20 protein-coding genes are annotated in these 23,259 nt (G+C 42.2%); 6 read left to right on the forward strand and 14 right to left on the reverse strand.

Translation table 11 applies throughout. From position 1 onward, the window contains the following. Positions 1–14: 14 nt before the first annotated feature. The gene (locus tag MSSIT_RS03815) at positions 15–242 is read right to left on the reverse strand and encodes a sulfurtransferase TusA family protein (RefSeq protein WP_048170165.1); all 228 of its coding nucleotides are present in this window, start codon (positions 240–242) and stop codon (positions 15–17) included. 186 nt (positions 243–428) lie between these two features. Next, a complete protein-coding gene (locus MSSIT_RS03820) occupies positions 429–848 on the reverse strand; it encodes an HIT family protein (protein WP_048170167.1) in 420 nt (139 codons plus the stop codon). 302 nt (positions 849–1,150) lie between these two features. On the opposite strand from MSSIT_RS03820, the gene MSSIT_RS03825 reads away from it, so the two are divergent. Continuing rightward, a complete protein-coding gene (locus MSSIT_RS03825; RefSeq protein ID WP_048170169.1) occupies positions 1,151–1,507 on the forward strand; it encodes a DUF5518 domain-containing protein in 357 nt (118 codons plus the stop codon). A 91-nt stretch (positions 1,508–1,598) separates the two neighbouring features. Here MSSIT_RS03825 and MSSIT_RS03830 read toward each other — a convergent pair whose 3' ends face one another. The 7 genes from MSSIT_RS03830 to mdh all read right to left on the reverse strand — a co-directional run bounded on the left by MSSIT_RS03830 (position 1,599) and on the right by mdh (position 9,334). Beyond that, positions 1,599–3,821: a CARDB domain-containing protein gene (locus MSSIT_RS03830; protein WP_231590405.1), complete on the reverse strand. Its 2,223-nt coding sequence runs from the start codon at positions 3,819–3,821 to the stop codon at positions 1,599–1,601. 991 nt (positions 3,822–4,812) lie between these two features. After that, positions 4,813–5,985: a hypothetical protein gene (locus MSSIT_RS03835; protein ID WP_048170173.1), complete on the reverse strand. Its 1,173-nt coding sequence runs from the start codon at positions 5,983–5,985 to the stop codon at positions 4,813–4,815. Between the two features lie 173 nt (positions 5,986–6,158). Continuing rightward, positions 6,159–7,112 carry a tyrosine--tRNA ligase gene (locus tag MSSIT_RS03840; protein ID WP_048170176.1) on the reverse strand — a complete coding sequence of 318 codons (954 nt, stop codon included), beginning with the start codon at positions 7,110–7,112 and terminating at the stop codon, positions 6,159–6,161. A 38-nt stretch (positions 7,113–7,150) separates the two neighbouring features. Then, positions 7,151–7,717, reverse strand: coding sequence for a tRNA(His) guanylyltransferase Thg1 family protein (locus tag MSSIT_RS03845; RefSeq protein ID WP_048170178.1), 567 nt, complete (start codon positions 7,715–7,717; stop codon positions 7,151–7,153). Between the two features lie 20 nt (positions 7,718–7,737). Next, positions 7,738–7,995: a PRC-barrel domain-containing protein gene (locus tag MSSIT_RS03850; protein WP_011020862.1), complete on the reverse strand. Its 258-nt coding sequence runs from the start codon at positions 7,993–7,995 to the stop codon at positions 7,738–7,740. A gap of 239 nt (positions 7,996–8,234) precedes the next feature. Then, positions 8,235–8,414 (reverse strand): hypothetical protein, encoded by a 180-nt coding sequence (locus MSSIT_RS03855; RefSeq protein WP_048170181.1) that lies wholly within the window; start codon positions 8,412–8,414, stop codon positions 8,235–8,237. After that, positions 8,411–9,334: a malate dehydrogenase gene (gene mdh, locus MSSIT_RS03860; RefSeq protein ID WP_048170182.1), complete on the reverse strand. Its 924-nt coding sequence runs from the start codon at positions 9,332–9,334 to the stop codon at positions 8,411–8,413. The genes MSSIT_RS03855 and mdh overlap by 4 nt, the downstream gene beginning before the upstream one ends. 451 nt (positions 9,335–9,785) lie before the next feature. Here mdh and MSSIT_RS03865 point away from each other — a divergent pair, with 451 nt between their 5' ends. The 3 genes from MSSIT_RS03865 to MSSIT_RS03875 all read left to right on the forward strand — a co-directional run bounded on the left by MSSIT_RS03865 (position 9,786) and on the right by MSSIT_RS03875 (position 12,563). After that, on the forward strand, positions 9,786–10,535 hold the full coding sequence (locus MSSIT_RS03865) for a ribonuclease H-like domain-containing protein (protein WP_048170184.1): 750 nt from the start codon (positions 9,786–9,788) through the stop codon (positions 10,533–10,535). Between the two features lie 226 nt (positions 10,536–10,761). After that, on the forward strand, positions 10,762–11,502 hold the full coding sequence (locus MSSIT_RS03870) for a glucose-6-phosphate isomerase family protein (RefSeq protein WP_048170187.1): 741 nt from the start codon (positions 10,762–10,764) through the stop codon (positions 11,500–11,502). Positions 11,503–11,804: 302 nt separating this feature from the next. Further along, positions 11,805–12,563 carry a DUF128 domain-containing protein gene (locus MSSIT_RS03875; RefSeq protein ID WP_048174487.1) on the forward strand — a complete coding sequence of 253 codons (759 nt, stop codon included), beginning with the start codon at positions 11,805–11,807 and terminating at the stop codon, positions 12,561–12,563. Positions 12,564–12,666: 103 nt separating this feature from the next. On the opposite strand, the gene MSSIT_RS03880 is transcribed toward MSSIT_RS03875, so the two are convergent. From MSSIT_RS03880 to MSSIT_RS03900, 5 genes are all read right to left on the reverse strand, one after another. Beyond that, a complete protein-coding gene (locus tag MSSIT_RS03880) occupies positions 12,667–14,067 on the reverse strand; it encodes a DHHA1 domain-containing protein (protein ID WP_048170189.1) in 1,401 nt (466 codons plus the stop codon). 46 nt (positions 14,068–14,113) lie between these two features. After that, positions 14,114–14,602: a hypothetical protein gene (locus tag MSSIT_RS03885; RefSeq protein ID WP_048170190.1), complete on the reverse strand. Its 489-nt coding sequence runs from the start codon at positions 14,600–14,602 to the stop codon at positions 14,114–14,116. Positions 14,603–14,930: 328 nt separating this feature from the next. Continuing rightward, a complete protein-coding gene (locus MSSIT_RS03890) occupies positions 14,931–15,326 on the reverse strand; it encodes a DUF1699 family protein (RefSeq protein WP_048174488.1) in 396 nt (131 codons plus the stop codon). Positions 15,327–16,786: 1,460 nt separating this feature from the next. Next, positions 16,787–18,430, reverse strand: a complete 1,644-nt coding sequence (locus MSSIT_RS03895; protein WP_048170192.1) for a tRNA uridine(34) 5-carboxymethylaminomethyl modification radical SAM/GNAT enzyme Elp3 — start codon at positions 18,428–18,430, stop codon at positions 16,787–16,789. A 374-nt stretch (positions 18,431–18,804) separates the two neighbouring features. After that, positions 18,805–19,380 (reverse strand): hypothetical protein, encoded by a 576-nt coding sequence (locus tag MSSIT_RS03900; RefSeq protein WP_048170194.1) that lies wholly within the window; start codon positions 19,378–19,380, stop codon positions 18,805–18,807. A 962-nt stretch (positions 19,381–20,342) separates the two neighbouring features. On the opposite strand from MSSIT_RS03900, the gene MSSIT_RS03905 reads away from it, so the two are divergent. Together MSSIT_RS03905 and MSSIT_RS03910 are read left to right on the forward strand one after the other, a co-directional pair. Continuing rightward, positions 20,343–22,364 (forward strand): S-layer protein domain-containing protein, encoded by a 2,022-nt coding sequence (locus MSSIT_RS03905; protein ID WP_048170195.1) that lies wholly within the window; start codon positions 20,343–20,345, stop codon positions 22,362–22,364. A 170-nt stretch (positions 22,365–22,534) separates the two neighbouring features. Further along, positions 22,535–23,116 (forward strand): hypothetical protein, encoded by a 582-nt coding sequence (locus MSSIT_RS03910; RefSeq protein WP_048170197.1) that lies wholly within the window; start codon positions 22,535–22,537, stop codon positions 23,114–23,116. Positions 23,117–23,259: the final 143 nt, after the last annotated feature.

The raw sequence follows: 23,259 nt of genomic DNA on the forward strand, positions 1-23,259 counted from the left end.
CTCCTTTTCCGGTTTTACCTCCGGATCTTTATCTCCCACTCTTTTCCTTCCTCTTTGTCTTCAATATCCAGCACTTCGAGTCCCATTGACTCACATGCCATGGGAATTTCTTTTTTTGATGCCGGATGCGTGCCCTTTACAATTACAAGGTCTCCCGGAGAGGCTTTTTTTAACGCTTTTCTGCACTCTACCAGCGGAACCGGGCAGGTCTGCCCTCTAACGTCTATTTCCAGTTCTGCCAATGTTCTTACCCCCGAAGTAAGAGAAATGGAACGTTTCTAAGGTAACTATGCCTTCTTCCCCTGAATTCACTATATTCCAAAAAATATATTATCGTTTCTTATTGATAATATTATCCGGAAGCTGTCTCCCCTATTTGACTCTTTGCCTGCATTTTGCAGGGATCATTTTTTTATTAAAGTTTTTTCTCATAGGTTTTTTCTGATCTTTTCTGCAACTTCTTCCAGATTGGTGGTGTCGGGTTCGGTCCATACGATTGATTTAATTCCTCTTCCCCCATCTCCTTTTTTCCTTGGAATAACATGTACGTGCACATGGGGAACTTCCTGTCCTGCAACTTCTCCGTTATTTATGCCGATGTTAGATCCTTCTGCTGAGAAAGCTTTCTCAACCGCAGCCGTAACTTTTCTTGCAGCTTCAAAAAGAAGGGCAACGTCTTCTGCTTTCATATCCGTAAAGTTGCTGAAATGTTTTTTAGGGGCTACAAGCGTATGCCCCTCACTTGCCGGGTAAACATCAAGAAATGCGTAAACAGCGTCATCCTCATATATCCTGTATGAAGGAATTTCTCCTGATATTATTTTGCAAAAAATGCAGTTTTCTGTCATAAGTTGTCCCCATAAATGTTTAGGAGGGTACACTTATATCAGGGTTATGTTTCTTGAATAAGTTATTATATTCCAGGGATTTGCTCTATATATAAAACACTAAAGTTGTCGGAGGTCCTTTTTCTCAGCACAGGCTCAGAGTCCAGGTAAACGATCCCGCAATAATTGCCGCAAACAGCGTTTCAGTTATGCTGGCTGCCTCTCCTATATATTCAACAGGGCGCAACTATATATTTAGTCAAATATTATATTGTATTTATATTTGTCTCAGGTTCGACTTGCCCTATCAGGGGGTATAAACATTGGGTAAAACAATAGGTGGCGCATTAATAGGTCTGGTCTGTACTTTAATTTTTTATTTTATTCCGCTCGTGAACTCGGTAGCGCCTTTTCTGGGAGGCTTACTGGGTGGTTATTATGCAGACGGGGGTCTCGGAGGGGGATTTAAGTCCGGAATCCTGATGACAATTTTTATGATAATCCCTGGCTTTCTTCTTGGGGGAATCCTTGGAGTGGTGCTGCTTAATGCACCTGTCCTTGGAGGGCTTGTAGCAGCTTCCGCTTTTGTAGTTACAGTAGTCATCGTAGCTCATACTGCGATAATAGGTATTATTGGCTCTGTAATCGGAGCTCTTCTGGCTGAAAGAAGAACGGGATGAAGCTCATGCCAAGTTAAAAATCTGCATTGTTTGCGGGTTAAAATCTGCTCCCCCTTCTAAGGAAAAAGAAGGATTGAAGAAAAGAATCTTTTCAGATCTTTTTCTTCAGAACAAAATACTCTACAAGGATCATGAACAGGGGTAGGGAAATGGCAAGAAGTACTTTAGCTACTCCCATCGGGTTCTTTGTGATGCCGCCTTCTTTTTCCGCACTGCTGTTCAGAATCGCCTTTCCGTCTTCCCAGCCTCTCAGGGTTTCCTGTATCCCTTCTCCTGTTGCTACAGTTCCTTCTTCTCCCGTATATTCACTTATTGCAAAGCACGAGAATGCAATTGTTTTTGCCCTGAAATAAACGTAGTCTTTGTCTTCGCCGGTTTTCTCGGTGCTTAGAGGTATCCATTTGCTGTCGTACCAGAGAAGGGTCACATTGGATTCATTAACACTGTTATTTTCTATCCAGTCCTTCTCAACTTTGAACCCTGTATAGGCGCTCTTAATGGAATCCTTATTTCCTGCTCCTTTATTTCCCAGCCAGATGTTTAACTGCTTATATATCCTTCCAGGCGGTTGTTTCTGGACAAAAATAGATTTTCCTTTGAGAACCTCTACGGTTGCTGTCGTTTTCTTATACGTCTTCAGAGGGGAAACTTCGAGATATGTGACACAGGTTGCATTCTCCGCGAAATCATATTTGACAGGGTAGCCGCTCATAATGTGCCTTGTATCGAGTTCTTTGACTTCCACATTCTTTGCTGGCTCTTTGGAAACACCGCTTCCCATGCTGCTACTGCTGCTACTTCCGCTACTTCCGCCACTGCTACCACCGCCGGGACTGGAATCAGAGTTTTCTTCATTGTTCGAAGTAGTTTCTTTGGCGATACTTACGGTCTTTGTCAGTTCATTGTTCGTTTCGTCTTCCTCGAGTATGGTATTTCCGGAATCTGCTACCAGTCTCACATCTATGTTTCCTTCTGCTTCGGGAACCCAGTGGAAAATACCCGTTGTGGTTTCTCCGATCACAATTTCAGGTATCGATATTTTTCCTTCCTGAGTCAGGTTGGTTCCGTTGATATAATATTTTAGCTCACTGCTTTCCGAGTCCCTGAGCCCGTTGTTCTTTACTGATACTGTAAAGGTAATGTTGTCCCCTACTTCCGGAGATGCCGGGTTTAAAGAAAGCGACTCTATTATAAGGTCTGGACGTATGATTTTTACATCGACAATTTTTGTGAATTCATTGTTCTTTTCGTCAAGCTCATAAACGTCTGTCCCGGAGTCGATACGTCCTTTTACTTCCATTTGTCCTTCTCTATCCGGGACCAGAGAGAATATGACCTCTTTCTCTTCTCCTACCGAGAGAGCCGGAACCTGAATCTCATCCTGGGCTGGAGCGGTTCCGTTAATATAATATTCTGCCTGAACTCCTTCTGAGGGGGCTGTACCCTGGTTCTTTACTTTCATGGTGAGGTTCAGAGTCTTTCCGACTTCCCCCTCCGATTCAGGTACGATATCTTCAATAATCAGGTCCGGATAAAAATCTTCTGCTACTAGTACGGTAGCTGTTTTTTCGTTGTTCCCTTCGTTACTCTCAGCTACCAGGTTGTCCTCATCAACAACTGCTTTTATCTCTACAGTCCCTTCTGATGTTGGAATCCATGTATATGATTTATAACTGGTTTCTTCTTTTGGTAACTTGGATATAGCCCATTCTCTAACAGGGCTCCCATCAATGTAGAGATTCAGCATCGTCGCTCCTGAAGTCGCTGTTCCCTGATTCTTCACATTTACCCATATCCTCTGATGCTCACCTGTCTCTGGCTCCTCAGGATAATCAAGATCTATTATCAGGTCCGGAAGACCACTTCCTGCTACTGTTACAGTGGCTGTCTCTTCGTTGTTCCCTTCGTTACTCTCAGTTATCAGGTTATCCTCATCAACAACTGCTTTCAGCTCTACGGATCCTTCTGATTCCGGAACCCATGTATATGAGACGGAACTGCTCTCTCCACTGGATATCTCGGATACGTCCCATTCTCTAACCGAGTTTCCGTCAATGTAAAGGGCCAGAGTCGTTGTTCCTGAAACTGCATCTCCCTGATTTTCCACTATTGCTGTGATGGTCGCCTCTTCGCCAACTTCTGGGGTTGTCGGGCTCCAGGAAATTTCCTTAACCACCAGGTCAGGCAGTAAAACAGTTGAATTCCCGTCGGAAGGTATATCCTCAGCTGCAGCAACCACAGCTGGCATAATTCCGGGAATTAGCAGCATTATTATCAACACGTGAATCAATGAATGAAAATAATTTACTTTCATTTTTATTAGCCTCCGCCCCACAAGTTTATGAACAGAACATTCTGGTATGTTGTATTCTATGACAAATAATCCTCCAATTTGCCAAAATTTAAGACAGATTACTGGTGCATCGATTCCAAAATAGGTCCATTGGTTAATAGAAAATTCATTGATCAATAGATCTATTCAAAACCAAGGATTATGAACGTACTTTGGAATCTCAGCTAGTTTATGATTAGTAATTTATGCCAGGTAGTTTTCTGTTTCGTCGAAATTAAGGTATATTAGTAGCTTATTGACAGGTAGCTATATAATTCATCGAAATTAAGCTTCTGATTTTTATCTCGGGCGAAAATTTTCGAGCAACTCCTTATCCGGAATATATATCTTCCCAATGATTACTTCACACAATACATTACTTCTCCTGCTTCATATTTAAGGTTCTACACTCTCAATTCTTTTTTCCTTCGAAAAGCTTGCTTTTCAGAGGAGGAACTCTCTCAAACCCTTTTTTCCTAAGGTTTTTGTTCTGTCTGACCCTCTGCCGCATTAAGTAAAACATCTCTTCTGCTGCGCGCAGGGTATTCTCTATCAAAGCAGTTCGAGCTCTTACCTTCTTGAAGCTTTATTCTCTGTGTTTCTGCAGAACTGACCTGATATATTATAATTTTATCTATTTCTGTTTATTTTATTTCAGAGACAAACTCCGGAAGATTTTCCTCAAAATTCATTATATCCACTTATTGATTGCCTCTGTTTATTAACTTCTTATAAATACATCAACACTCCTGTAATGGAAGCCCTTTTCTTTCTCTCTTCTCAAAATGTTCCTGTTCATAGATTTAATCTAAAAATAGGCGAGTGATTAAATGAGTGTATAAGGTCTAAAAGTAAACAAAAACTTAAAAAATTGATGTGTAAAGAGTTAATGGACGAAAAAACATAATAAAAACAATTATAAATATCTATTTAATATAACTAAATCTAATAACAGAAAATAAACGTACAAAACTCAGGCAATCAGGTATTTACTATCCTTTATCTGAGCCCTGCTGTCCACACCGAGGATTTCGGCGATTTCAACGCCTTCACTTCCTACATCTGAAAGGCGGGTGTACATCTCAGTTTTTGAGATATATTTCTCGGTTCTCGTCCCGTCAGCCTTTTCCATCTTGATGGTAATTTCTTCTTTATTGTGCCCTCTTGCCAGGCATTCGTGGACTATCACACCGTACTGTTCGGCAATTACTTTCAGGCAGTCGAAAATTTGATTTGTTGAGACTGCATCCTCTTCGTCAAGCAGGACTTTTGAGAGGGTATAGGTTCGGAGATTTTCCCGAAGGTAATTCTGGACCTTCTCCGGAATTTTGGCTAGATCTCTCATGTCTATATAACCCCCAAGATCTTTGTCTTCGGTTATCTCCCTTTCATCCTCATATACAAAGTACTTGAGTCCTCCGCCTTCTATCCTGAACTTCCGGTTTGCTTTTTTATTTTCAAGAATTATACGGACATTTTTTTCGCTGTCGTATTCGAGGGAAATTACGAGAAACTCGGACAGGTCCTGCATTTTTATTTTTTCTTCTTTTCGCAGGATGCCTGTCTTTGTCCATACGGGAAGACTAAGGCTTCCGATAAGTCTCTCTACTGTCAGAGGCTCTTCTGTAAACCAGAGTTTATAATAATATTGCAGGCCTGAAACCGAACCTTCCATTTCCCCTGAAACTCCGTTTACACTGCTGGAAAGCTCAAATCTCTTCTCTGCTCCATATATTCCTGAAATCAAAAAAGGAGTAAGGGCTTCAAGAACCTTTGTCTCAATTTTTTGATATTCCTGGGCAGCTCCACTTTCTATTTTTCTGGACTCTATTTCGAGAATTTCACGTTTTTTCCCGAAGTTTTCATTGCAGGTGATCAGTATCGAATCGGCACAGGGCATCAAATCCTCGGTGCCTATATCTCTTGCTAATTTCTTGACCAGCGAGCTGAGTTTCTCCTCAAAAATATCCATTCCGGTAATTCTGTTGTTTAATTCATGGAGTGCTTCTTTATTTTTGCACTTGATTTCTATTATGGAATTCTCCAAAGGGATTACTCGGGCCGTTATATCTATGAATGATTTTAAATCTTCAATGAAATCCCTCTGCACAGGTAGTTCCGTAGAGTCCTGATAAATGTATTTCATAAAAAGCATCCTGGATATCTGAACTAACTCTTCAAATATTCTATGCCTTATAGCTATATAACATTTTATCCATATTTTCAGGCATTTTTATATCACATTCCCTCTCCCCTTACGTTACGCCTTCACCCGGATTTTTCCCTTAAATCTTTGGAAGGGGTTTACCCTTCCGGAATTCATAAAAGAACTTTTCGGACAGGATCCAGAATCTCATTTATATATTTTGCAGCTGCATTTTTAAGGTCCATAGGGTGGACTTTTTCTCCTATGAAGTTGCTTTCCATCTCAGCATAACTGTTATATGTGACGTTCCCCCCGAATTTTTCCGGTCTTTCAATAACAACTGTCTCGTACCTTGGGAAGATGTGATAGCGGAAAAGAGCAAGGATAGGGTTTTCTTCTACGTCTCCGATCTTGCAGAAAGCCTTCTTAAACTTCCTGTAGATCTCTTCTTCAGTATCATCTACCGAAATAAAATTTTCCTTTGAAGAAGCCATCTTGGTTCCGTCAAGCCCGAGAAGAATTGGAGTGTGAATACAGATCGGTGTGTCAAACCCGAGGCTCTTTAAATTTTCACGGGCAAGCATGTGGATTTTTCTCTGGTCAATCCCCCCCACCGCCACATTCACCCCAAGCAGAGCAATATCAATAGCCTGCATCAGGGGATAAACCATCTGGGAAACGGTGGGGTCGTCCATTGCACGTCCGACCTCGTCCATGCTCCTCTTTGCTCTGTTAAGGGTGACTGCCCTTGAAAGTTTGAGCACGTTTAACATGTACTCGGCTCCCAGCTGGAAGTCTGAACCGTAAACGAAATCGGTCTGTTCTTTATCAAGCCCGAGAGCGATAAAGCAGCGCCTGTTGTAGTCTGCAATCTTCCGGACTTCTTCCAGCGTGCCTTTTTTGTTCAGATAAGCGTGTACATCCGCAAGCAGGACAGTGATCTTGAACCCTGCTTTTTGCAAATCTATTAACTTGTTCACGGTAAGGACGTGCCCCATGTGGATTTTTCCGCTCGGCTCGTAGCCTACGTAAGCACGGGGAGCTTCTTTATTGTCAAGCAGTCCTTCCAGTTCTTCTTCGGTTACAATTTCCTGAACATTTCTTCTGATAAGCTCAAGTCTGTCCATTGCATCTACATTCCTTTTCTTTTCTTATCCTGAAAAACTCAGTTTCTATTAATAAGTTTCTCTAAAAACGGGATTCCTTCTTCGGATTTGAATTTTGGGATTTCCGATTCTTTTTTTCTTCTCAGATATTTTGCAGCTTCGTTCTTCCCCATGCCTTCGTTCCTTAGAGCATAGTATCCCCAGGAAGCTACAAAGTTGCACCCTGCTTCAAGCTGCCTCCAGTGGAAATACTCCGGGATTTCTTCTTTTTGAAGAGCCACAAGTCTTGAATCAAAAGCTATGGATTCTTCAGGCCGCAGTTTTATTGTAAGAGCACTTCCCAGAAAGCTCGCTACAACAGAATCGATTTTTTCCACTCTGCCGTCAAAAGGGGGGTATGTGAACAGAAAGCTGATTTCATCTGAAAAAGTATAGGCAAAAAGAGGGCTTAAGCCGCTTTTTTTTATGAAGAGTTCGGCAGTGTCCGCCATTGCTCTGGCGAAGGTTTTATCATAGGGTTTCTCAAAGCCCAGGCCTGAAAGTGTATTTTTAATATTCCTGCCGACAGCGCGCAAGACCACTGGCGGGATATAGCGCATTTCAGCATAGATTTCCCGGGTTTTCATATATCTTTTCTAAAGACTATTCAGTCTTCTTTCCTCTTTTTGTATCTCTGGATTACGTCTCTGATTATGATAATGTCGGCTGCTGTTATAACCCAGCGATAGGGAATGATAATACCTCTGCTGCTGATGTCGAAAAGTTCCCTGTTAATGTCCGAAACAGCAAGCCCGGTAACTTTCTGTTCCTCTACATCAATTACAAGGTCCTGCAACTTCCCTACATAAACACCGTTGTTTGTGTATATGTTTAGGCCAAAGAGTGATGTGAGTTCTGCGCGCATTATATCCCTGCTCTATTAAATTATTTCATTAATTTAAGTTATCTGTGCATCCTAAATTTATTTAAATCTCTTCCTCTACCTTATATGAAAAACATACTTATATATCTTACAGTTTTACTGGGCTATATCTTACATTTACTGGGTTCTTTTTTCTCTATTAATGAATATAATTCCAAATTTTACAGTTATTTTATAGCTTAATAGTAGAATAAGCTGGAAAATCGAGCAAAAACAGAATATCAGGCAAATCTCCAGGAGTTTTTACAATCCGTCTGGATTGATTTGCTGATCTTTTCCTCTATGGAATCAGGCTTTTGTTTCGATTTACTTTTCAGCTCTGTTCCCTTTTCACCGGACTTATTTTCAGTTTTACCCCTTTCCAGTTTTATCTGTTTTCGCCTTCTGGATTTATTCTTCATATCCCCAGTTTTGCGATCCCCCTTTTGATCGTTTCTGAAGATTTCCTGAGGATCTCGTACTGGTTTTCATCAAGTTTTAGCTCGAGGACTTCTTCTATGCCGTTTGCCCCCACTTTCACGGGCACCCCGAAGTAAATTCCTTCTTGCCCGTAATGCCCTTCAAGATATGCAGACGTCGGGAGAATGCGCTTTGAATCCTTAAGCACGGCTTCTGCCACGCGCACAATGGCCGCAGACGGGGCATAAAAAGCACTTCCCTGTTTGAGAAGCCCTACTATTTCGGCTCCTCCGTTCACTGTCCTTTCCACAAGCCTGGCAATTGTCTCCTCCGGGAGCAGTTCCGGAAGCGGAATCCCCGAGACTGTTGTATACTGGGGGAGGGGAACCATAAGGTCTCCGTGCCCTCCTATTACCATTGCTTCTACGTCTTTTTTCGAACATTTCAGTTCTTCTGCTATAAAGCTTGCAAAACGCCCTGTATCAAGCACTCCGCTCATTCCGAAGACTTTTTTTGTCTCAAAACCTGTTGTTTTCATAGCCACATAAGTTATAATATCAAGCGGGTTTGTGACATTTATAACAATGGAGTCCGGAGCATACTCTGCAATGTTTCGGGAGACATCTCCTATTATTTTTGAATTGGTTTTCATCAGATCTTCCCTGGTCATTCCGGGTTTTCTGGCAATTCCGGCTGTAATGATCACCAGGTCAGAATCTGCAATGCCTGCATAATCGTTAGTACCCGTTATATACGTATCATAACCATTTATTGACCCTGCCTGCATGAGGTCAAGAGCTTTTCCCTGCGGTAACCCTTCCACAATATCTGTCATGACAATTTCGCCAGGTTCCAGTTCGGCCAGCCGCTGAACCGTGGTCGCACCTACATTTCCTGCACCAATTACAGAGATTTTAGCCATAACTCGTACACCTGTATCAAAGATTTATTTTCAGGAGGCTTTTCTGATTCTGTTCTTACTCCTGATTTAAAAATCGATCCTGAATTTCGAATCGGTCTGGTGGTAGCTATTCTTTGTATTTATTTTTTTGGCTTTCTAGAAATCCTGAACTTACCTTTTCCCCTATCTCATTTAGTTGAACCATCTCGTCCTCTTTATATTTTGCCCTCGCAAGAGATGAAGAGTAGATTTTATTAAAGAGTAGATTCTATCCTAACTGAATAAGTATATTAGCCTTGTCTACACTCCCACGGGTCGAGTCTTCATGGAAGGGTTGACTATTAACAATGTCTAAACAATGTCTAAACACGACTGGCATATTCCTGAAAACCCCCCTGTCTGCGTTCCATATTACTTTCAGTCCTCATGCAGTATTTTTATTAAAGATCACTTCCAATGAGTCAGGGGAAAAATGCTGAAGAACACATATATTCACATTCCGGGTGTAGGCAAGGCTCTTGAACAGAAAATCTGGGCTTCGGGAATAAATAGCTGGGACGAGTTCCTGGAAATGGAGGATCGGATCTCTATTCCTCCTTCAAGGAAAACCAGAATCTGTGAGGAAATAAAGACCTCTTGCAGGCATCTGGCTGAAAAAGATTGTTTCTTTTTTTCACAGCGCCTGCCATCTGCAGAACACTGGAGGACTTATTCTCTATTTTCCGACTCTGTCGCTTTCTTTGACATCGAAACCACAGGGCTTTCTCCTGCCAGAGACAGGATAACCGTTGTTGGAATCTATGACGGGAACGAGCCCAAAATGTATGTGCGGGGAATCAACCTCGATGACATAGTGGAGGAATTTTCAAAATACAGGCTCCTTGTATCCTTTAACGGGGCTCGCTTTGATATTCCTTTCATCAAATCCGAATTTCCCGAACTGGAGTTCAAGCAGCTCCATATCGACCTGATGTATCCCCTGCGGCGTATAGGGTATGGCGGGGGTCTCAAAAATATCGAGAAAGTGCTCGGAATTCGTAGAAGTGAGGATACGGATGGAATGGACGGATTTGATGCGGTCAGGCTCTGGAGGCAGTACGAGAAGGGGGATAAGGGAGCTCTGGACCTGCTTCTTAAATATAACCGGGAGGATATAGTCAACCTGAAAACCATTATCGAACTTACTTACCCTAAAATGGTTGAAAAGGCTCTGAAGACGTGAATCGGTGCGTTTTCCTCTGAAGATCTTGCCAAAAAGTAGAAATGTCAGCAACAGGTATATATTGTCAATTAATAACTTATATGCTATATTTCTATTCTGGATTTTGGCCTTACTGATTCATTGCTGGCTTTTATGGCAAAATCTTGTATGAAATCTCGTACGTAATTGCACAGACCCATTATGGTATTGAACGCTATCCGTATGCTCTAAAAGAAAGGGGAATTCAATGGCAGTAACACTGAAGTTCGGGGATAAAGTCACTGTTGCAGATGTAAGAAAGCTCCAGGACATGGAAGATGTGGTGTTTGACAGGGAATGGTTTGAAAAGATCTATGAGAGAAATCGGGACATGTATTATATGTTCAGGGATCTCGCTAAAAATGACGTCGATCATGGGGTAATTGAATCCCATCACCTCAGGTATGATATTACAAGAATCCCTCCAGGGATGCTCGGTTCGGAATACGTTAAAACCGTAGGTCATTACCATCCGTTGGTTCCCGGCACGGATGTTTCTTATCCTGAGCTTTACCAGGTGCTTGACGGTTCTGCTACTTATGTGCTGCAAAAAGCGAAGCCCGGGGAAGAGGACATTGTTCTGGATGTGGCAGTTATCAAAGCAGAAAAAGGAGACCTTGTACTTGTCCCGCCAGGGTACGGACATGTCACAATAAACGCTTCTGAAAAGACCCTTGAAATGGCAAATTGGGTTTGCCGTGAGTTCTCATCGGTTTACGAGCCTATAAAAAGACTTTCCGGGGCTGCATATTTCCTTCTTAAAGACGGCTTTGCCAAAAATCCCCTTTACAGGGATATTCCACCTATTCGTTATCTCAAACCTCTGGGCTTTGATGAAATAGGGCTTGCTTTCGGGGAAAACATGTACGATCTTGTGCATAGGGCTGAGAAATTAAGGTTCTTATCGGCTCCGCAGGACTATATGGGCTTCCTGTCGGGAGTTCTGTGAGTAGGTTTTCGGGTTTCGGGATGTGTACGATTAACATTCTATGTTTTTCTGAAAGATTCTCTCAGAAACCTAATTTCAAACCTTTTTTCTATCATCTTAAACCCTGATTTTCATCTTTTTATTGTGTCCTTATGGGATAGGGATTTGTAGCCAGTGTTTGCAGACATCGGGTTGATGCCAATATTAAATATATTTTTTCAATGCCAGCGAGAGGATATTTTTTCTAGTGGAAGGACAATTTTTATCCATACGATACACAACTTATAATAGGTATTAATACTTTCAATTAGATGAGGGTTGAAATGCAAAAAAATGGATACCGTATTCAGTTTACATCATCCAGAATCAGGGATCTCATGTACAGGACTACATTTAATCCTAAAAAAATGGATGGCGATATCATACTTAATCTCTCCGTTATCGAGAAAAAAGACCTGGATGATGTGCTCGGGATCTTCAAGATGGTAATCTCAAGCGGGCTTTCCGTAACTCCTTACGTAAAAGTAATTTCCGAAGGGGAGTCAATCGGAAACCTGACCGTTGGAAATGGAAAAGTAGGGGTCGGAACTGTTTGCAGTATAACTATTGATGGCGTACTGTTAAAAGCAGGAATTCCTGTGCATCCGAAGCTTGGGGGGGTTGTCCAGATCCGAAACGGCATACCTGTACGTTTTACCGATGTGCTGACATATGTGAGTACAACCGTAGATCCCCTGGAAGTCCTGATGTCGCAGGGAATTACGTCCGTGTCTGAAATGCTCAGGACAGGTTCGGGCAAGGTTCTTGCAAACCTGAGAGAATCTCCCATGGTTGCAAGAGATGCGATCGAAAGCACCCTTTCTGACTTACTGGATGCAGGTTTCAGCGGAATTTTAGAAGTAGGGGAACCGAACACGAGGGTTCTTGATATCCCTATTGAGAGAGACCACCTCGGAATAGTTGTCATCGGAGGAACAAATCCGATGGCTGTCGTACAGGAGTATGGAATTCCTATCGACACAAGTGCAATGTCAAGGTTAATTCCTTTCAGGGAAATGAGCCGGATTGAAGACCTGGTCTGAGACCTGCTTATGACCTCTATTCCAACCCCCCTCTTTCAGCAGTCCTTAATTTGATTTTCAAGAAAACCGGCTTTCTATAATTTTTCCCCGATGGCTGCTTTAATCATCTTGAAGCTGTTTTTCGTTGAAGCTGTTTTCCTATGAAAATGTCCAGTTTTCGGGCAAAGTCTTCCTTCATGTTTACAGGAATAGTTGCTCCCGCGGCGATATCGTGTCCGCCGCCTGCTCCCCCGACCTCGGCCGAGACCGTTGACATTGCTTCCGACAGGTTTACTCCTCTGCGGATCAGGTCCTGCGTCCCTCTTGCCGAGACCTTTATCCCTCCTTCTGTGTTTGCAAAGGCGATAATCGGAAGATTTCGGTTTTCGACTATTGTGGAGCTCATGCCTGCAATTATTCCTACAATAGTTTCTTTTATCTGCGAACCTGCATCGAAGTACTGTATGTTCTCGAGCTGAGTAATTCCATTTTCTTTAACGTACACAAGTCCGTTAACGAGGTTCTGCCTGTGTTCGGCAAGCAGTTTTCTGGCTTCTTCGTAGGCGCTTTCTCTGTCTCCCATGCAGACTGCAAGCCCGATGTCAGCATGGTCATACCGGGCAGTAGCATTCAGGAGTGTGGAAAACTCTGAGGCATCTCTCATTTCCGTTCCTTCCCTCTCATTGAGAAGGACATACACCTCACCTATCAGGCGCTCAATCCTGTATGACGGGATCCCTGATCTAAGACAATACTGGAAGAGCCCTGTGACAATTTTCTGTTTTTCTGAAACCTTCAGGTCTATCCAGCGCACCCAGCGCTCGTCCTGACTGTAGCGAACATTCAGGGTATGAAGAAATTCTATACAGGCTTCTTCATTTCCGGTAAGTCCGGGAAGGTAAGGGTCAGATGAGTACTGCAGAAGTTTGTAGACGGGGCGGGTCTGCTTTCCGAACAGAGTCAGGTCTTTTTTGAACTCAAGGTACCCTCCTTGCACCCCATCCTCCAGAATTTGCCGATTAATTCCTACAAGCTGTCCCATTTTCAGGTGCTGCATATCCCCTACAGCCCCTACTATGGCAAGCGGGGATAGGTCTCTGTTCTTCCCGAGGGCTGAAGCCAGAAGGTAAGTGGTCCCCGAGCCGCTAAGTTCGTAAGACCCGTTTGCCCCAAAAAGGTGCGGATTGAGGTGAAGATCTAGATTGCCCTGAGGCTGGTGATGGTCTGAGACAACAGCGCTGATCCCGCGTGATTTTATCTGTTCGCACATCCCGCTTCCGAGGTCCGTAAAAATTACAAATTCGTGGTTTTCATCTGCGACAGTATCAAGGACTTTTTCATCGAGCTGCTTTACAAAACGTGTTGTATATTCGAAATTTCCCCGCTCAAGAGCTGTGCAGATAATCCCTGCAGAAGTCAGCCCGTCCGCATCAATATGGGATACTACGTGCACTGTCCTGTGTTTTCTTATCTCTTCGGCGCACCTGTTCGCTTCTTTTCCGAATGCTTTCATAGTTTCAGTCATTACTCTCTCCGAGATTCTCTGCTGCTTCGGTTAAGTTCTCTTTTTCTCAGCGATTTTTTCTTTCCCACTCTCTGGGGTTTATCGTGTAATCTTTTCCGTTCCTTTTGATTTCCGGAAAACTTCGGATTTCCTCTACTGTGAGTTTAAGATTTTTTGTACGATAAAACTTCTCCAGCTCTTCCCAGGGCACCATATATGCTTCCCTTTCGCGCCCGGTCCCGAGGCGAAGCTCCACTGCAAGGAAGCCTTTCCTTCCTGATCGATTCAGGTAGTCCGAAATCCTTTCGATTTGATGGATTCCTTTTTTGTCTACAGTAAAATGCTGGGAGAAGTAAAGTGCATTTGCTCCTTTATCCACGGAAATACTTTTGCATTCTATTCCCAGGTACAGGTCAGGGTCAAGGGAATCTACAAGCACGTCGAGAAACTGGGAGGTGAACCTGTGCTGTTTAAGTCGATAGGAGATGGCTCTTATACCTTTTTCCTTAATGTATGCGTTAAATGAGTTTACAAGCACACGTTCGAACTCGGTCATAAAATCCTTTCTCCTGTTTTTCTCTATTTTATTTAATCTTTTTATCTAAATAACGGGGTATAGCCGGATTTATCTATAATAGTTTCCTTTAAAAGCTTACTGGTAATTGAAATTTCAAATCTGGTGATGGAAATCTCAAATCCATTGATTTCAGGACCCGTTAATTATATAAGACCAATTTTCTAAAAAATTTTATCCTGGATTAGCTACAGGACCTATGACGTTTGCTTCAGGATATGTCTCTGGCTAATTAAAAAAGTAAAGCAGGGAATTTTGCCGGAGAATAAATGCCGACCAGGATTCTGATCGGCTTATTTTGAATTTTATTTTAATTTGATACGAGAAAGGTCACAAAGTCCGGACTGAGCCTTGTTTCCCTTACAAGTCTTTCTACGGTGTCTTCATCAGAAAGACCTTCTTCCTTCAGTTCCTTTATGCGGTCAAACACATGCTGGGAAACTTCGGAATATTCATTGATATCTTTTCTGTGGCCCCATACATCGCCTTCAAGCAAGGAAATGTTCTGCATTGAGAGATACATCTGTGCAGAACTGGAGATAGTTCTCTTGTACGAGCTCGGGATGTGGATCGCTTTTACTTCCGGACACTTCAAAATGAGTTTAAAAATGTCCTTGTTGGATGGCCTGAATGCGAGATGGACAATTTCCTCATTGAGTTTTAAAGTGTCAATCTCTGCTTTTGAACTTACAACTCTAATTTTCATTTTTATCACCGTTCTTTCCAGGTTTTTTAGAGTTTCTTAGGGTTTAATTCGTTTTTTTTGGGTTTCTTAGGGTTTAATTTAGGGTTTAATTAGGGTTTAATTAGGGTTCAATTAGGGTTTTTAATTTAATTTATAGCCTAATTTAGGGTTTAATTCAGGATTTCTAATTTAATTTATAGCCTAATTTAGGGTTTAATTCAGGATTTAATTCGGGATTTAATTCGGGATTTAATTCAAATTTTAATTCAGGTTTTTATCTAATTTTTGTTTTTATTTTCAAGTTTAAGACCGAATTAGGGCTTTGAATTCGGCCTGTTATATTTTTTATTAGGTTAAGATCTCATAATATTTATTTTTTTATGAATGTTTTTTTACTTTTATTTTTTTCAAAATTTGTTCTTGAAACTGATTCAGTTAATAGCCATACGTTTTACACATTCTGTTTTTATCCTTGGTTTTATAATTTTTCTTTCTAGGATTTGTTTTAAGTGGTCAGCACTCTTTTCCCGAATCTTGAAGAATATTTTTTCCTGAATGCAAAAATTATTATTTTATTTTTGGATGTAACCCTTTTTACATAATTAGTGAAGATGGATATACGTTAACATACCATATTATTTAATATTTTTTTCTGTAAATTTCTCCTGTGAAATCCATCAATTCGAATGCTTCGGACAGGGGTTTTAGTTAAATAGTTCTTTTTTATTGTCCTTTTTTTCCTTATCTTTCAGGTAACACGGATAAAATACTTACAGTCTCCTTTATGTTTTCAACCTTTTTTACGACCCCTATCATTCTTACCCCCCGACGGTTAAACTGAATTTTCTTCAGAATCAGTTCTTCTATCTTTGTTTATTTTAACTGACTAACGTATGAATTTTGATTTACACTACAATATTGTTATTCAGTTGACTTGCTTAATTTGCACAGTACTATTTATATTTTTACATTAATTATGTTTGATCTACCCTATACATTTTATATATTGTACCTGTATTAAAAAAAGATACACTATTCAATTTGTTTGTTTTCTCTTTACTGATTTGTATTTATTTTTATTGATTTACTTACCGAGGTTGTAGCTTTTTCCTCCGGAATGTTTGATCCCAGCCAAATCTCTCCAAACATAATATTTTAAATTGTACAGTCATTCTCCTATATTTGTAAAATTAATTACTCTGTAGTGCATTGTTTAAATTTATATGTTTTTTTATATTGTTTTTCTCAACTCCTGCTATTTCCTAACTACACTTTAAGGGGCAGTTTTTCCGGAATCTGAATATTTACAGGGGTTATTTCTTGATAAACTGGAACTAAAAAGAGTTGAAGAAATATTGGCGTAAGGGGAGTTAAAAAGGTTCTTGTAAAGAGGTTGAAATATGTTATGAAAAGAGGATTGAAATACCTGCTTGATGGTCCAAAACCCGGTTTGCGGTATGCAGGAAAAAGAGGGCTATTTTTTAGCCTCTCAGGGTCTTTGCCATATAAAGTCCGTCAAGATTATATCCGAGTTTTCGGTAATATTCTCTGGCCCCGATTCCACTGATTATTGCAAGTTTCTCATAGCCGGCTTCGGATGCGATTATTTCCGCGTGCTCAATAAGTTCTTTCCCATATCCCCTGTGCTGCCATTCCTTTTGTTTTGCTCCTTTTCCCACAGGGACCATGGAGCCGTAAACATGCAGTTCTCTTATAAGGGCGGAATCCTGCAGTTCCCGGCGGTGGGGAGCTGCCGGGAAACGCAGCCGGGTAAAACCTATAAGGACATCTGCCGAAAGATCCTCAAAAGCAATGAAATATTCCGTACCGTTGCAGGCCTCGTAGGTTTCCATGGTAAGCTCGATATCTTTTTCGTTTATCCTTCCTCCTTTCAGGCTGTTATGTCCTACTTCCCTGCAGCGTATGCAGCGGCATTTGCCTCCTTTTTCCCGGAGTTTTTCCTCTGCAAGCTGCCTGAGGTTACTCTTTCTGACACCTGCAAAGATCTGGTGGGCGGGAATGTCTCGCTGGATGCGCTGGAGTCTTACCCATTTGGGCAGGACGGCTTTTATGTCTGCAACAAGTTCTGCAGCCTCTTCATCGGAAAGGGCCTGATATTCTCCGGCTTCCCACATCCTGTACAGCGCTGTGCCTTCGGTCACAAGGGTCGGATAAATCTTGAGGTAATCCGGTCTGAAGCGCGGATCTTCAAAGAGTTTTTTGAACCCTCTTAGATCGAGTTCTGAATCCGCTCCCGGGAGGTGGGGCATCATGTGGAAGCCTACTTTAAAGGCGCTGTCTCTTAAAATCCTGTTAGCCCTGACGATTTCTGCAACGCCGTGTCCTCGCTGCATCCGCGTCAGGATAAAATCATAGACGCTCTGGACTCCAAGCTCAACTTTTGTTCCTCCGAGCCTGAGGAACTCGTCCACATGTTCTTCTGCTGCCCAATCTGGACGGGTCTCGAATGTTATGCCCACGTTCCGGATATCAGCTACTTCATTAGCTTTCTGGGCCTCTTCAAGAGGGATGTAAGGGGAGGCTTTTCCTATCCTCCAGGCGTTTTCCCTCCATTCGGTGCCTGTGAAATCGTTCATCGCCTCAAGGCAGCGTTTGCTGAACCATTCCTGATAATCGAGGCTGCGGGCTGAAAATGTGCCTCCCATGACTATCAGCTCCACCTTTTCCACATCATGGCCTATTTCCTTTAGCTGGGAGAGCCTGGACTGGACCTGGGTGTAAGGGTCAAACTCGTGTTGAATTGCCCTCATTGCTGCAGGTTCTCTTCCCATGTAGCTCTGAGGGGATTTAAAAGCCGAATTGGGGCCGCCGGGGCAGGGCAGGCAAACTCCGTGAGGACATGGGGCAGGGGAGGTCATTACGGCAATTACCGCAACTCCGGAAATTGTCCTTACAGGTTTTCGCCTGAGGAACTCTTTTATTACTGCCTGCTCCTCGGGTGTACCCTGCATAATTATATCTCCGTTCCTGGGCAGGCTGGCAAGATGATATAGTTTACTTACGTCTTTTTTTACTTTGTTCAACTGGTCTTCGTTTTTTATTTCCCCGACAAGTACCTTTTCAAGGGTATTCCTGCAGGCCCTCTTATAATCAGTTTCCTTCATTTCAAATTCCGTCTACTTCATTAAAACAGATAATTTTACTTTCTCTTTTTGTACGGATGATCATTTCAGTCTTTAACGTTGTACCGGGTGAATGTATCAATTATAATATCCGTGTGGGTGAGTGTATCAAATATAAGGTATCCGTAATCGATTACTCCGAATAGTTGTCGATTACTCCGAATAGTTTCTCAATTACAGTACCTGATTACCAATTTCTCTGAGTTGAGCCTCAATGAGTTGGGCCTCAATAATAGTATAATATAGTCAATTGATTTGAAGAGGGAATCAATTGACAAGTATCATGGCTGTTATCTGTCACGGATATATTTCCCGGGTATCCGGAAGGGTTGGCAATTTCGTTTGTCTTGTGTTGATCAACAGAAATCAAATCCTATGATAAAAGTTCCCAGCCCTATTGCTGGCTTGAGGCCCATGACAGATCTTATATATTCATCCGAAGGTGTGGAAGGAGATGCGAGCACAATGTTGTTTATGCTACTCACGCACTCTAAATCCTCACACTTTTGTGGAGGGAGGACAACGGTGAGAGGTTCCTTACCTGCCTCCTTTGGCTTTGGTACTGCACTTCTGTAAATTACAAAATTTCCCATCACCATCATATCTTTGCATTTTTTGCACTCTTCGATTTTTTCGGGGTCATAGATATCCTCTCCTACTTTTTCCCCGTATTGCATGAGAATCACATTTGGTCCCTCTGGCCATACATAGTCCATGTTGGTTGTAAAGGCTATGATTATCTCTCGCTTGAGAACTTCTTTGATTCCCTGATTGTCTCCGACTCCCATGCCCATCAGGACTGCGCCTTCGGCTTTTTTCTCGAGCTCAAATATTTTCTCCTTATCTTTTTCATTCAAAACGTACGTATCTTCTACGCCTTTGATGGCTTTAATCCTGCAGAGGACATCCTGAATAATATCTTGGCATTCCAAAGCTGATACCCCTTGTTGTTTTTTAATCCTATGTTGTGCTGTTCATATAAAATATGATCTTATATAGTTTACCTGTCTGAGATTCGGGTACCCACTCTTTAGGGGGTCCTTTCTTGAAGCTACTTCTCTACTTTTTCTTTTATATATTTTTCTTATTTTATATTTCTTTTCTCATATCGTCAATTTCTAATAGGCTGCATAATTATGCTGCAATCCGAGCAATATGTACAAATTTTGACTTTTATTTATGTAAAATTAATGAAAGTCTGTGCGGAAAATAACTTAATTGTTTCAAATGTTTATTCCCACTTCGCCTTAATTCCCTAAATTTGCAGGCTTATGGGGTGTTCAGGTACTGTTTCTTTCCGGAAGATGGCTGACACTGTAATACGTAATTTACCCTGGCTTTTGAAATAATAAAGCCCTTGCTCCTGTTTTACAGTTGAAAAATTGCTGATCCGTGTGAGATGCGGAACGTGAGGTGTGGAACATTTTTTCCATTTCAAGAGCTTTTTAAAATAAGCAAACCTCAAATAAATGGAGTTTCTACATAATTGGTTTTTAAAATTAGTATTGTTTCAAATTCTTTAGCCCTGTTTCCAGAAACACATTATCCTTTTTCCATGGTGTTTTATAAGTATTTCGACTTTGTCTTTTATGTTAACCTCTGACGAATATTCTGCCCGGGTCCTTTCGACATTTACCGTCATTTGTATCGTTGTTTTGCGCTTTTCCTCTCTAATTTCTCTGAAATAGACCACAAAAGATTTAATAATGCAATTATTTTATAGAACACTTGTAATCCAATTTAGAGGGATACGGAGGGAATGAAATCCTCTTCGACAATAGACGAAAATGGACAAGTCTTATTTGGCGAAGAACGGTGAAACCCTTTAAGTGTTTGATCCCGACACTTCTTCTTACATACGATATATCTTAACAAACATGGAGGAAACAATAAAATGAAGAGATTTGCAGCATTATCACTGGCTGCCCTCATGCTTCTCACTGTATTTGCATCCGCCGCAACTGCAGCAGACATGATTGAGATCCGTGGTCCAGTGTACAATGGCTCTGACATCGAGGACATTATTGCTACATATGGCGATGATGGACTCCTTACAATGGATGCAACTGACTTTGCAGCATTCTACTACGACATTGACGATAACGTAACAACCGAAACCCTTTCCATTGAACAAGTTGAAGGCACTGAAAACAACGTCATTGGAGAAAACGGTCTCATTTACCAGACAACCATCCAGGAAGTTGAATACGAGTACTACAACCCGGATGCCGGCTGGGACAACTACAGCCTGATGGGTTTCTTCGCAGAGAAGTACATTCCAATCAACCCTGACAAGGCAGACAAGCTCTCAAAGCTCATCCTTGACAGCGATGACAAGTACACCATCAGAACCGGTGAACTCCTCGACCTCGGCGACGGCTACGCTATCGAAGCCAAGCAGGTCGATGTTGACGGTGAGAAAGTCTGGCTCGAATTCACCAAGGACGGAGAATTCGTAGATGACGAAATTATCTCAGTTTCATCTACTGACGATGAAGCCAACACGTGGGATGTAGAACTCGATGACATCGAGGACGAAGACGATGTTGTTGTCCTCAAAGTCCATGTCAACCAGGTCTTCCAGGGTGCAGTCGACAGCATTGCCCAGATCGAAGGTCTCTGGCTCATTGACTACGCAAACGCAATGACCATCGAGTCTGATGACGAATTCGGTAACCTTGACGATGTATCCATCGACGGTGACACCCTTACCATCACCAACGAAGACACCTTCACTCTGACCAGGGACTCCGATGAGGAAATCGGTGAGGGTCTCTACTTCACCACAGCTGACACCCCATCCTCTGTACTCAGGTTCTATGCAATGAAGGAAATCACAGACCCCGGTACCTATGAAATCAGGGGATCAGTCGCTTCCGGCTTTGGTAACCAGGAATGGGATGCAAGCAGCTTTGCAGGCTTCTACTATGACATCGACGATGATGTTTCCACTGAAAAACTCACAGTCTCCGACCTTGAAGGAAACGTGATAGATGAAGGCGGTCTCGTTTACACCACCACCATCGCAAAGGTTGACTACGAGTACGACAACCCGGACGCAGGCTGGGACCAGTACCCTGTTATGGGTTTCTTTGCAGAAGAATACATCCCGATCAACCCTGACAAGGCAGACAAGATCGCAAAGCTTATCCTTGACAGCGATGACAAGTACACCATCAGAACCGGTGAAATGCTCGACCTCGGTGACGGCTACGCTATCGAAGCCAAGCAGGTTGATGTTGACGGTGAGAAAGTCTGGCTCGAATTCACCAAGGACGGAGAATTCGTAGATGACGAAATCATCTCAGTTTCATCATCTACTGACGATGAAGCCAACACGTGGGATGTAGAACTCGATGACATCGAGGACGAAGACGATGTTGTTGTCCTCAAAGTCCATGTCAACCAGGTGTTCCAGGGCGCAGTCGACAGCATTGCCCAGATCGAAGGTCTCTGGCTCATTGACTACGCAAACGCAATGACCATCGAGTCTGATGACGAATTCGGTAACCTTGACGATGTATCCATCGACGGTGACACCCTTACCATCAGCAATGAAGACACCTTCACTCTGACCAGGGATTCCGAAGAAGAAATCGGAGAGGGCATGTACTTCATGGTCGCTGACACTTCATCCTCTGATCTCAGGTACTACCCATACGTTGAGAAGACCATCGGCGATGAAGTCCCAGGTGCAGAGGAAACCGAGACAGTAACCGAAACCGAAACCGAAACTGAACCCTCAGGAGAAGTTACTGAAACCGAAACCGAAACTGAACCCGGAGAAACCGAAACCGAAACCGAAACTGAACCCGGAGAAACCGAAACTGAACCATCCGGTATTCCTGGATTCGGATTCGTGTTCGGCCTTGTCGGACTCCTCGCAGTAGTTTACCTCGTCAGGAGGAACAACTAAATTTTCTGAGTGAAGGGTTTTCCTACCCTTCTCTCTTTTAAATTCTTTTTTGGTTTCTTTTGCAGATAAGTTTTTATTTGTAGATTTCTTAATTCCCTCGATGCTTTTAATTCTGAAATCCTGATTCTTTAAACCGTCTGTTTCAGGGTTACAGATCAAGGTGAAATACCATGAAAAAAAGTATAGCTTTAATATCTGTGTTTGCGGTTTTGATGATCGCGTTTTCAGGCTGCGTGGACAACAATTCCCCTGCAGTTAACGGGACAGACTCGGCCAATCCGGAAACAAATGTAATTTCTGAGGATGACGTAGCCGGAATAAGCACACTTGAAACTCTTCCTGCAGGCTTTGAGTACGTTGATACCATTCCTCTCTCCACGGATGAAATTAAAAGTGACTACAACGCTGAAAATGTCTCCGGGGTCCTTAACGTCTCCGAAGGGATCTACAAAGACTCTAACGAAACTAATTATTATATAGATGCAATCGAACTTGAAGATGAAGAAGTTGCAAACAATTTCATCGACGCATACAAAGCTTCTTTCCCTCCGTTGAGCAGTGGCTCCCGTTTTACCGATAAATCCTTTAACGGACATTCCGCTGTGAAAATCACCGAATATGTTACATCAGGAGGAGAAACCGTTCCCAGATACACCTACATCTGGAACAATGAAAACTATGTGATAGTAGTTTACGGAAACACTGCTGAAGAAGCTCCCATCAGGCAGCTGGCAGAAGCAACCGGATACTAATTCCTTTTCAGTAAAGTTGATATTCTTCAACTTTTTTATTTCCTTTTTAAAATTGACGGCTCCGGATTAATCGGTTGGTATTCCGAATTTTCAAAGCTGGAATCTTTTGTTTTTCTGTTTTACTCTTTGATTCTCTTCCTCGC

The sequence above is a fragment of the Methanosarcina siciliae T4/M genome (assembly GCF_000970085.1).
In the GTDB taxonomy this organism is placed as follows: domain Archaea; phylum Halobacteriota; class Methanosarcinia; order Methanosarcinales; family Methanosarcinaceae; genus Methanosarcina; species Methanosarcina siciliae.

Excerpts from the sequence above, each read along its gene's own strand:
- MSSIT_RS03895 (WP_048170192.1), bottom strand. The coding sequence starts at position 18,430 with ATGAAGGAAACTGATTATAAGAGGGCCTGCAGGAATACCCTTGAAAAG.
- MSSIT_RS03855 (WP_048170181.1), bottom strand. The coding sequence starts at position 8,414 with ATGAAGAATAAATCCAGAAGGCGAAAACAGATAAAACTGGAAAGGGGT.
- MSSIT_RS03875 (WP_048174487.1), top strand. The coding sequence starts at position 11,805 with ATGCAAAAAAATGGATACCGTATTCAGTTTACATCATCCAGAATCAGG.
- MSSIT_RS03820 (WP_048170167.1), bottom strand. The coding sequence starts at position 848 with ATGACAGAAAACTGCATTTTTTGCAAAATAATATCAGGAGAAATTCCT.
- MSSIT_RS03885 (WP_048170190.1), bottom strand. The coding sequence starts at position 14,602 with ATGACCGAGTTCGAACGTGTGCTTGTAAACTCATTTAACGCATACATT.
- MSSIT_RS03890 (WP_048174488.1), bottom strand. The coding sequence starts at position 15,326 with ATGAAAATTAGAGTTGTAAGTTCAAAAGCAGAGATTGACACTTTAAAA.
- MSSIT_RS03910 (WP_048170197.1), top strand. The coding sequence starts at position 22,535 with ATGAAAAAAAGTATAGCTTTAATATCTGTGTTTGCGGTTTTGATGATC.
- mdh (WP_048170182.1), bottom strand. The coding sequence starts at position 9,334 with ATGGCTAAAATCTCTGTAATTGGTGCAGGAAATGTAGGTGCGACCACG.
- MSSIT_RS03880 (WP_048170189.1), bottom strand. The coding sequence starts at position 14,067 with ATGACTGAAACTATGAAAGCATTCGGAAAAGAAGCGAACAGGTGCGCC.
- MSSIT_RS03850 (WP_011020862.1), bottom strand. The coding sequence starts at position 7,995 with ATGCGCGCAGAACTCACATCACTCTTTGGCCTAAACATATACACAAAC.
- MSSIT_RS03845 (WP_048170178.1), bottom strand. The coding sequence starts at position 7,717 with ATGAAAACCCGGGAAATCTATGCTGAAATGCGCTATATCCCGCCAGTG.
- MSSIT_RS03835 (WP_048170173.1), bottom strand. The coding sequence starts at position 5,985 with ATGAAATACATTTATCAGGACTCTACGGAACTACCTGTGCAGAGGGAT.
- MSSIT_RS03840 (WP_048170176.1), bottom strand. The coding sequence starts at position 7,112 with ATGGACAGACTTGAGCTTATCAGAAGAAATGTTCAGGAAATTGTAACC.
- MSSIT_RS03830 (WP_231590405.1), bottom strand. The coding sequence starts at position 3,821 with ATGAAAGTAAATTATTTTCATTCATTGATTCACGTGTTGATAATAATG.
- MSSIT_RS03870 (WP_048170187.1), top strand. The coding sequence starts at position 10,762 with ATGGCAGTAACACTGAAGTTCGGGGATAAAGTCACTGTTGCAGATGTA.
- MSSIT_RS03905 (WP_048170195.1), top strand. The coding sequence starts at position 20,343 with ATGAAGAGATTTGCAGCATTATCACTGGCTGCCCTCATGCTTCTCACT.
- MSSIT_RS03865 (WP_048170184.1), top strand. The coding sequence starts at position 9,786 with ATGCTGAAGAACACATATATTCACATTCCGGGTGTAGGCAAGGCTCTT.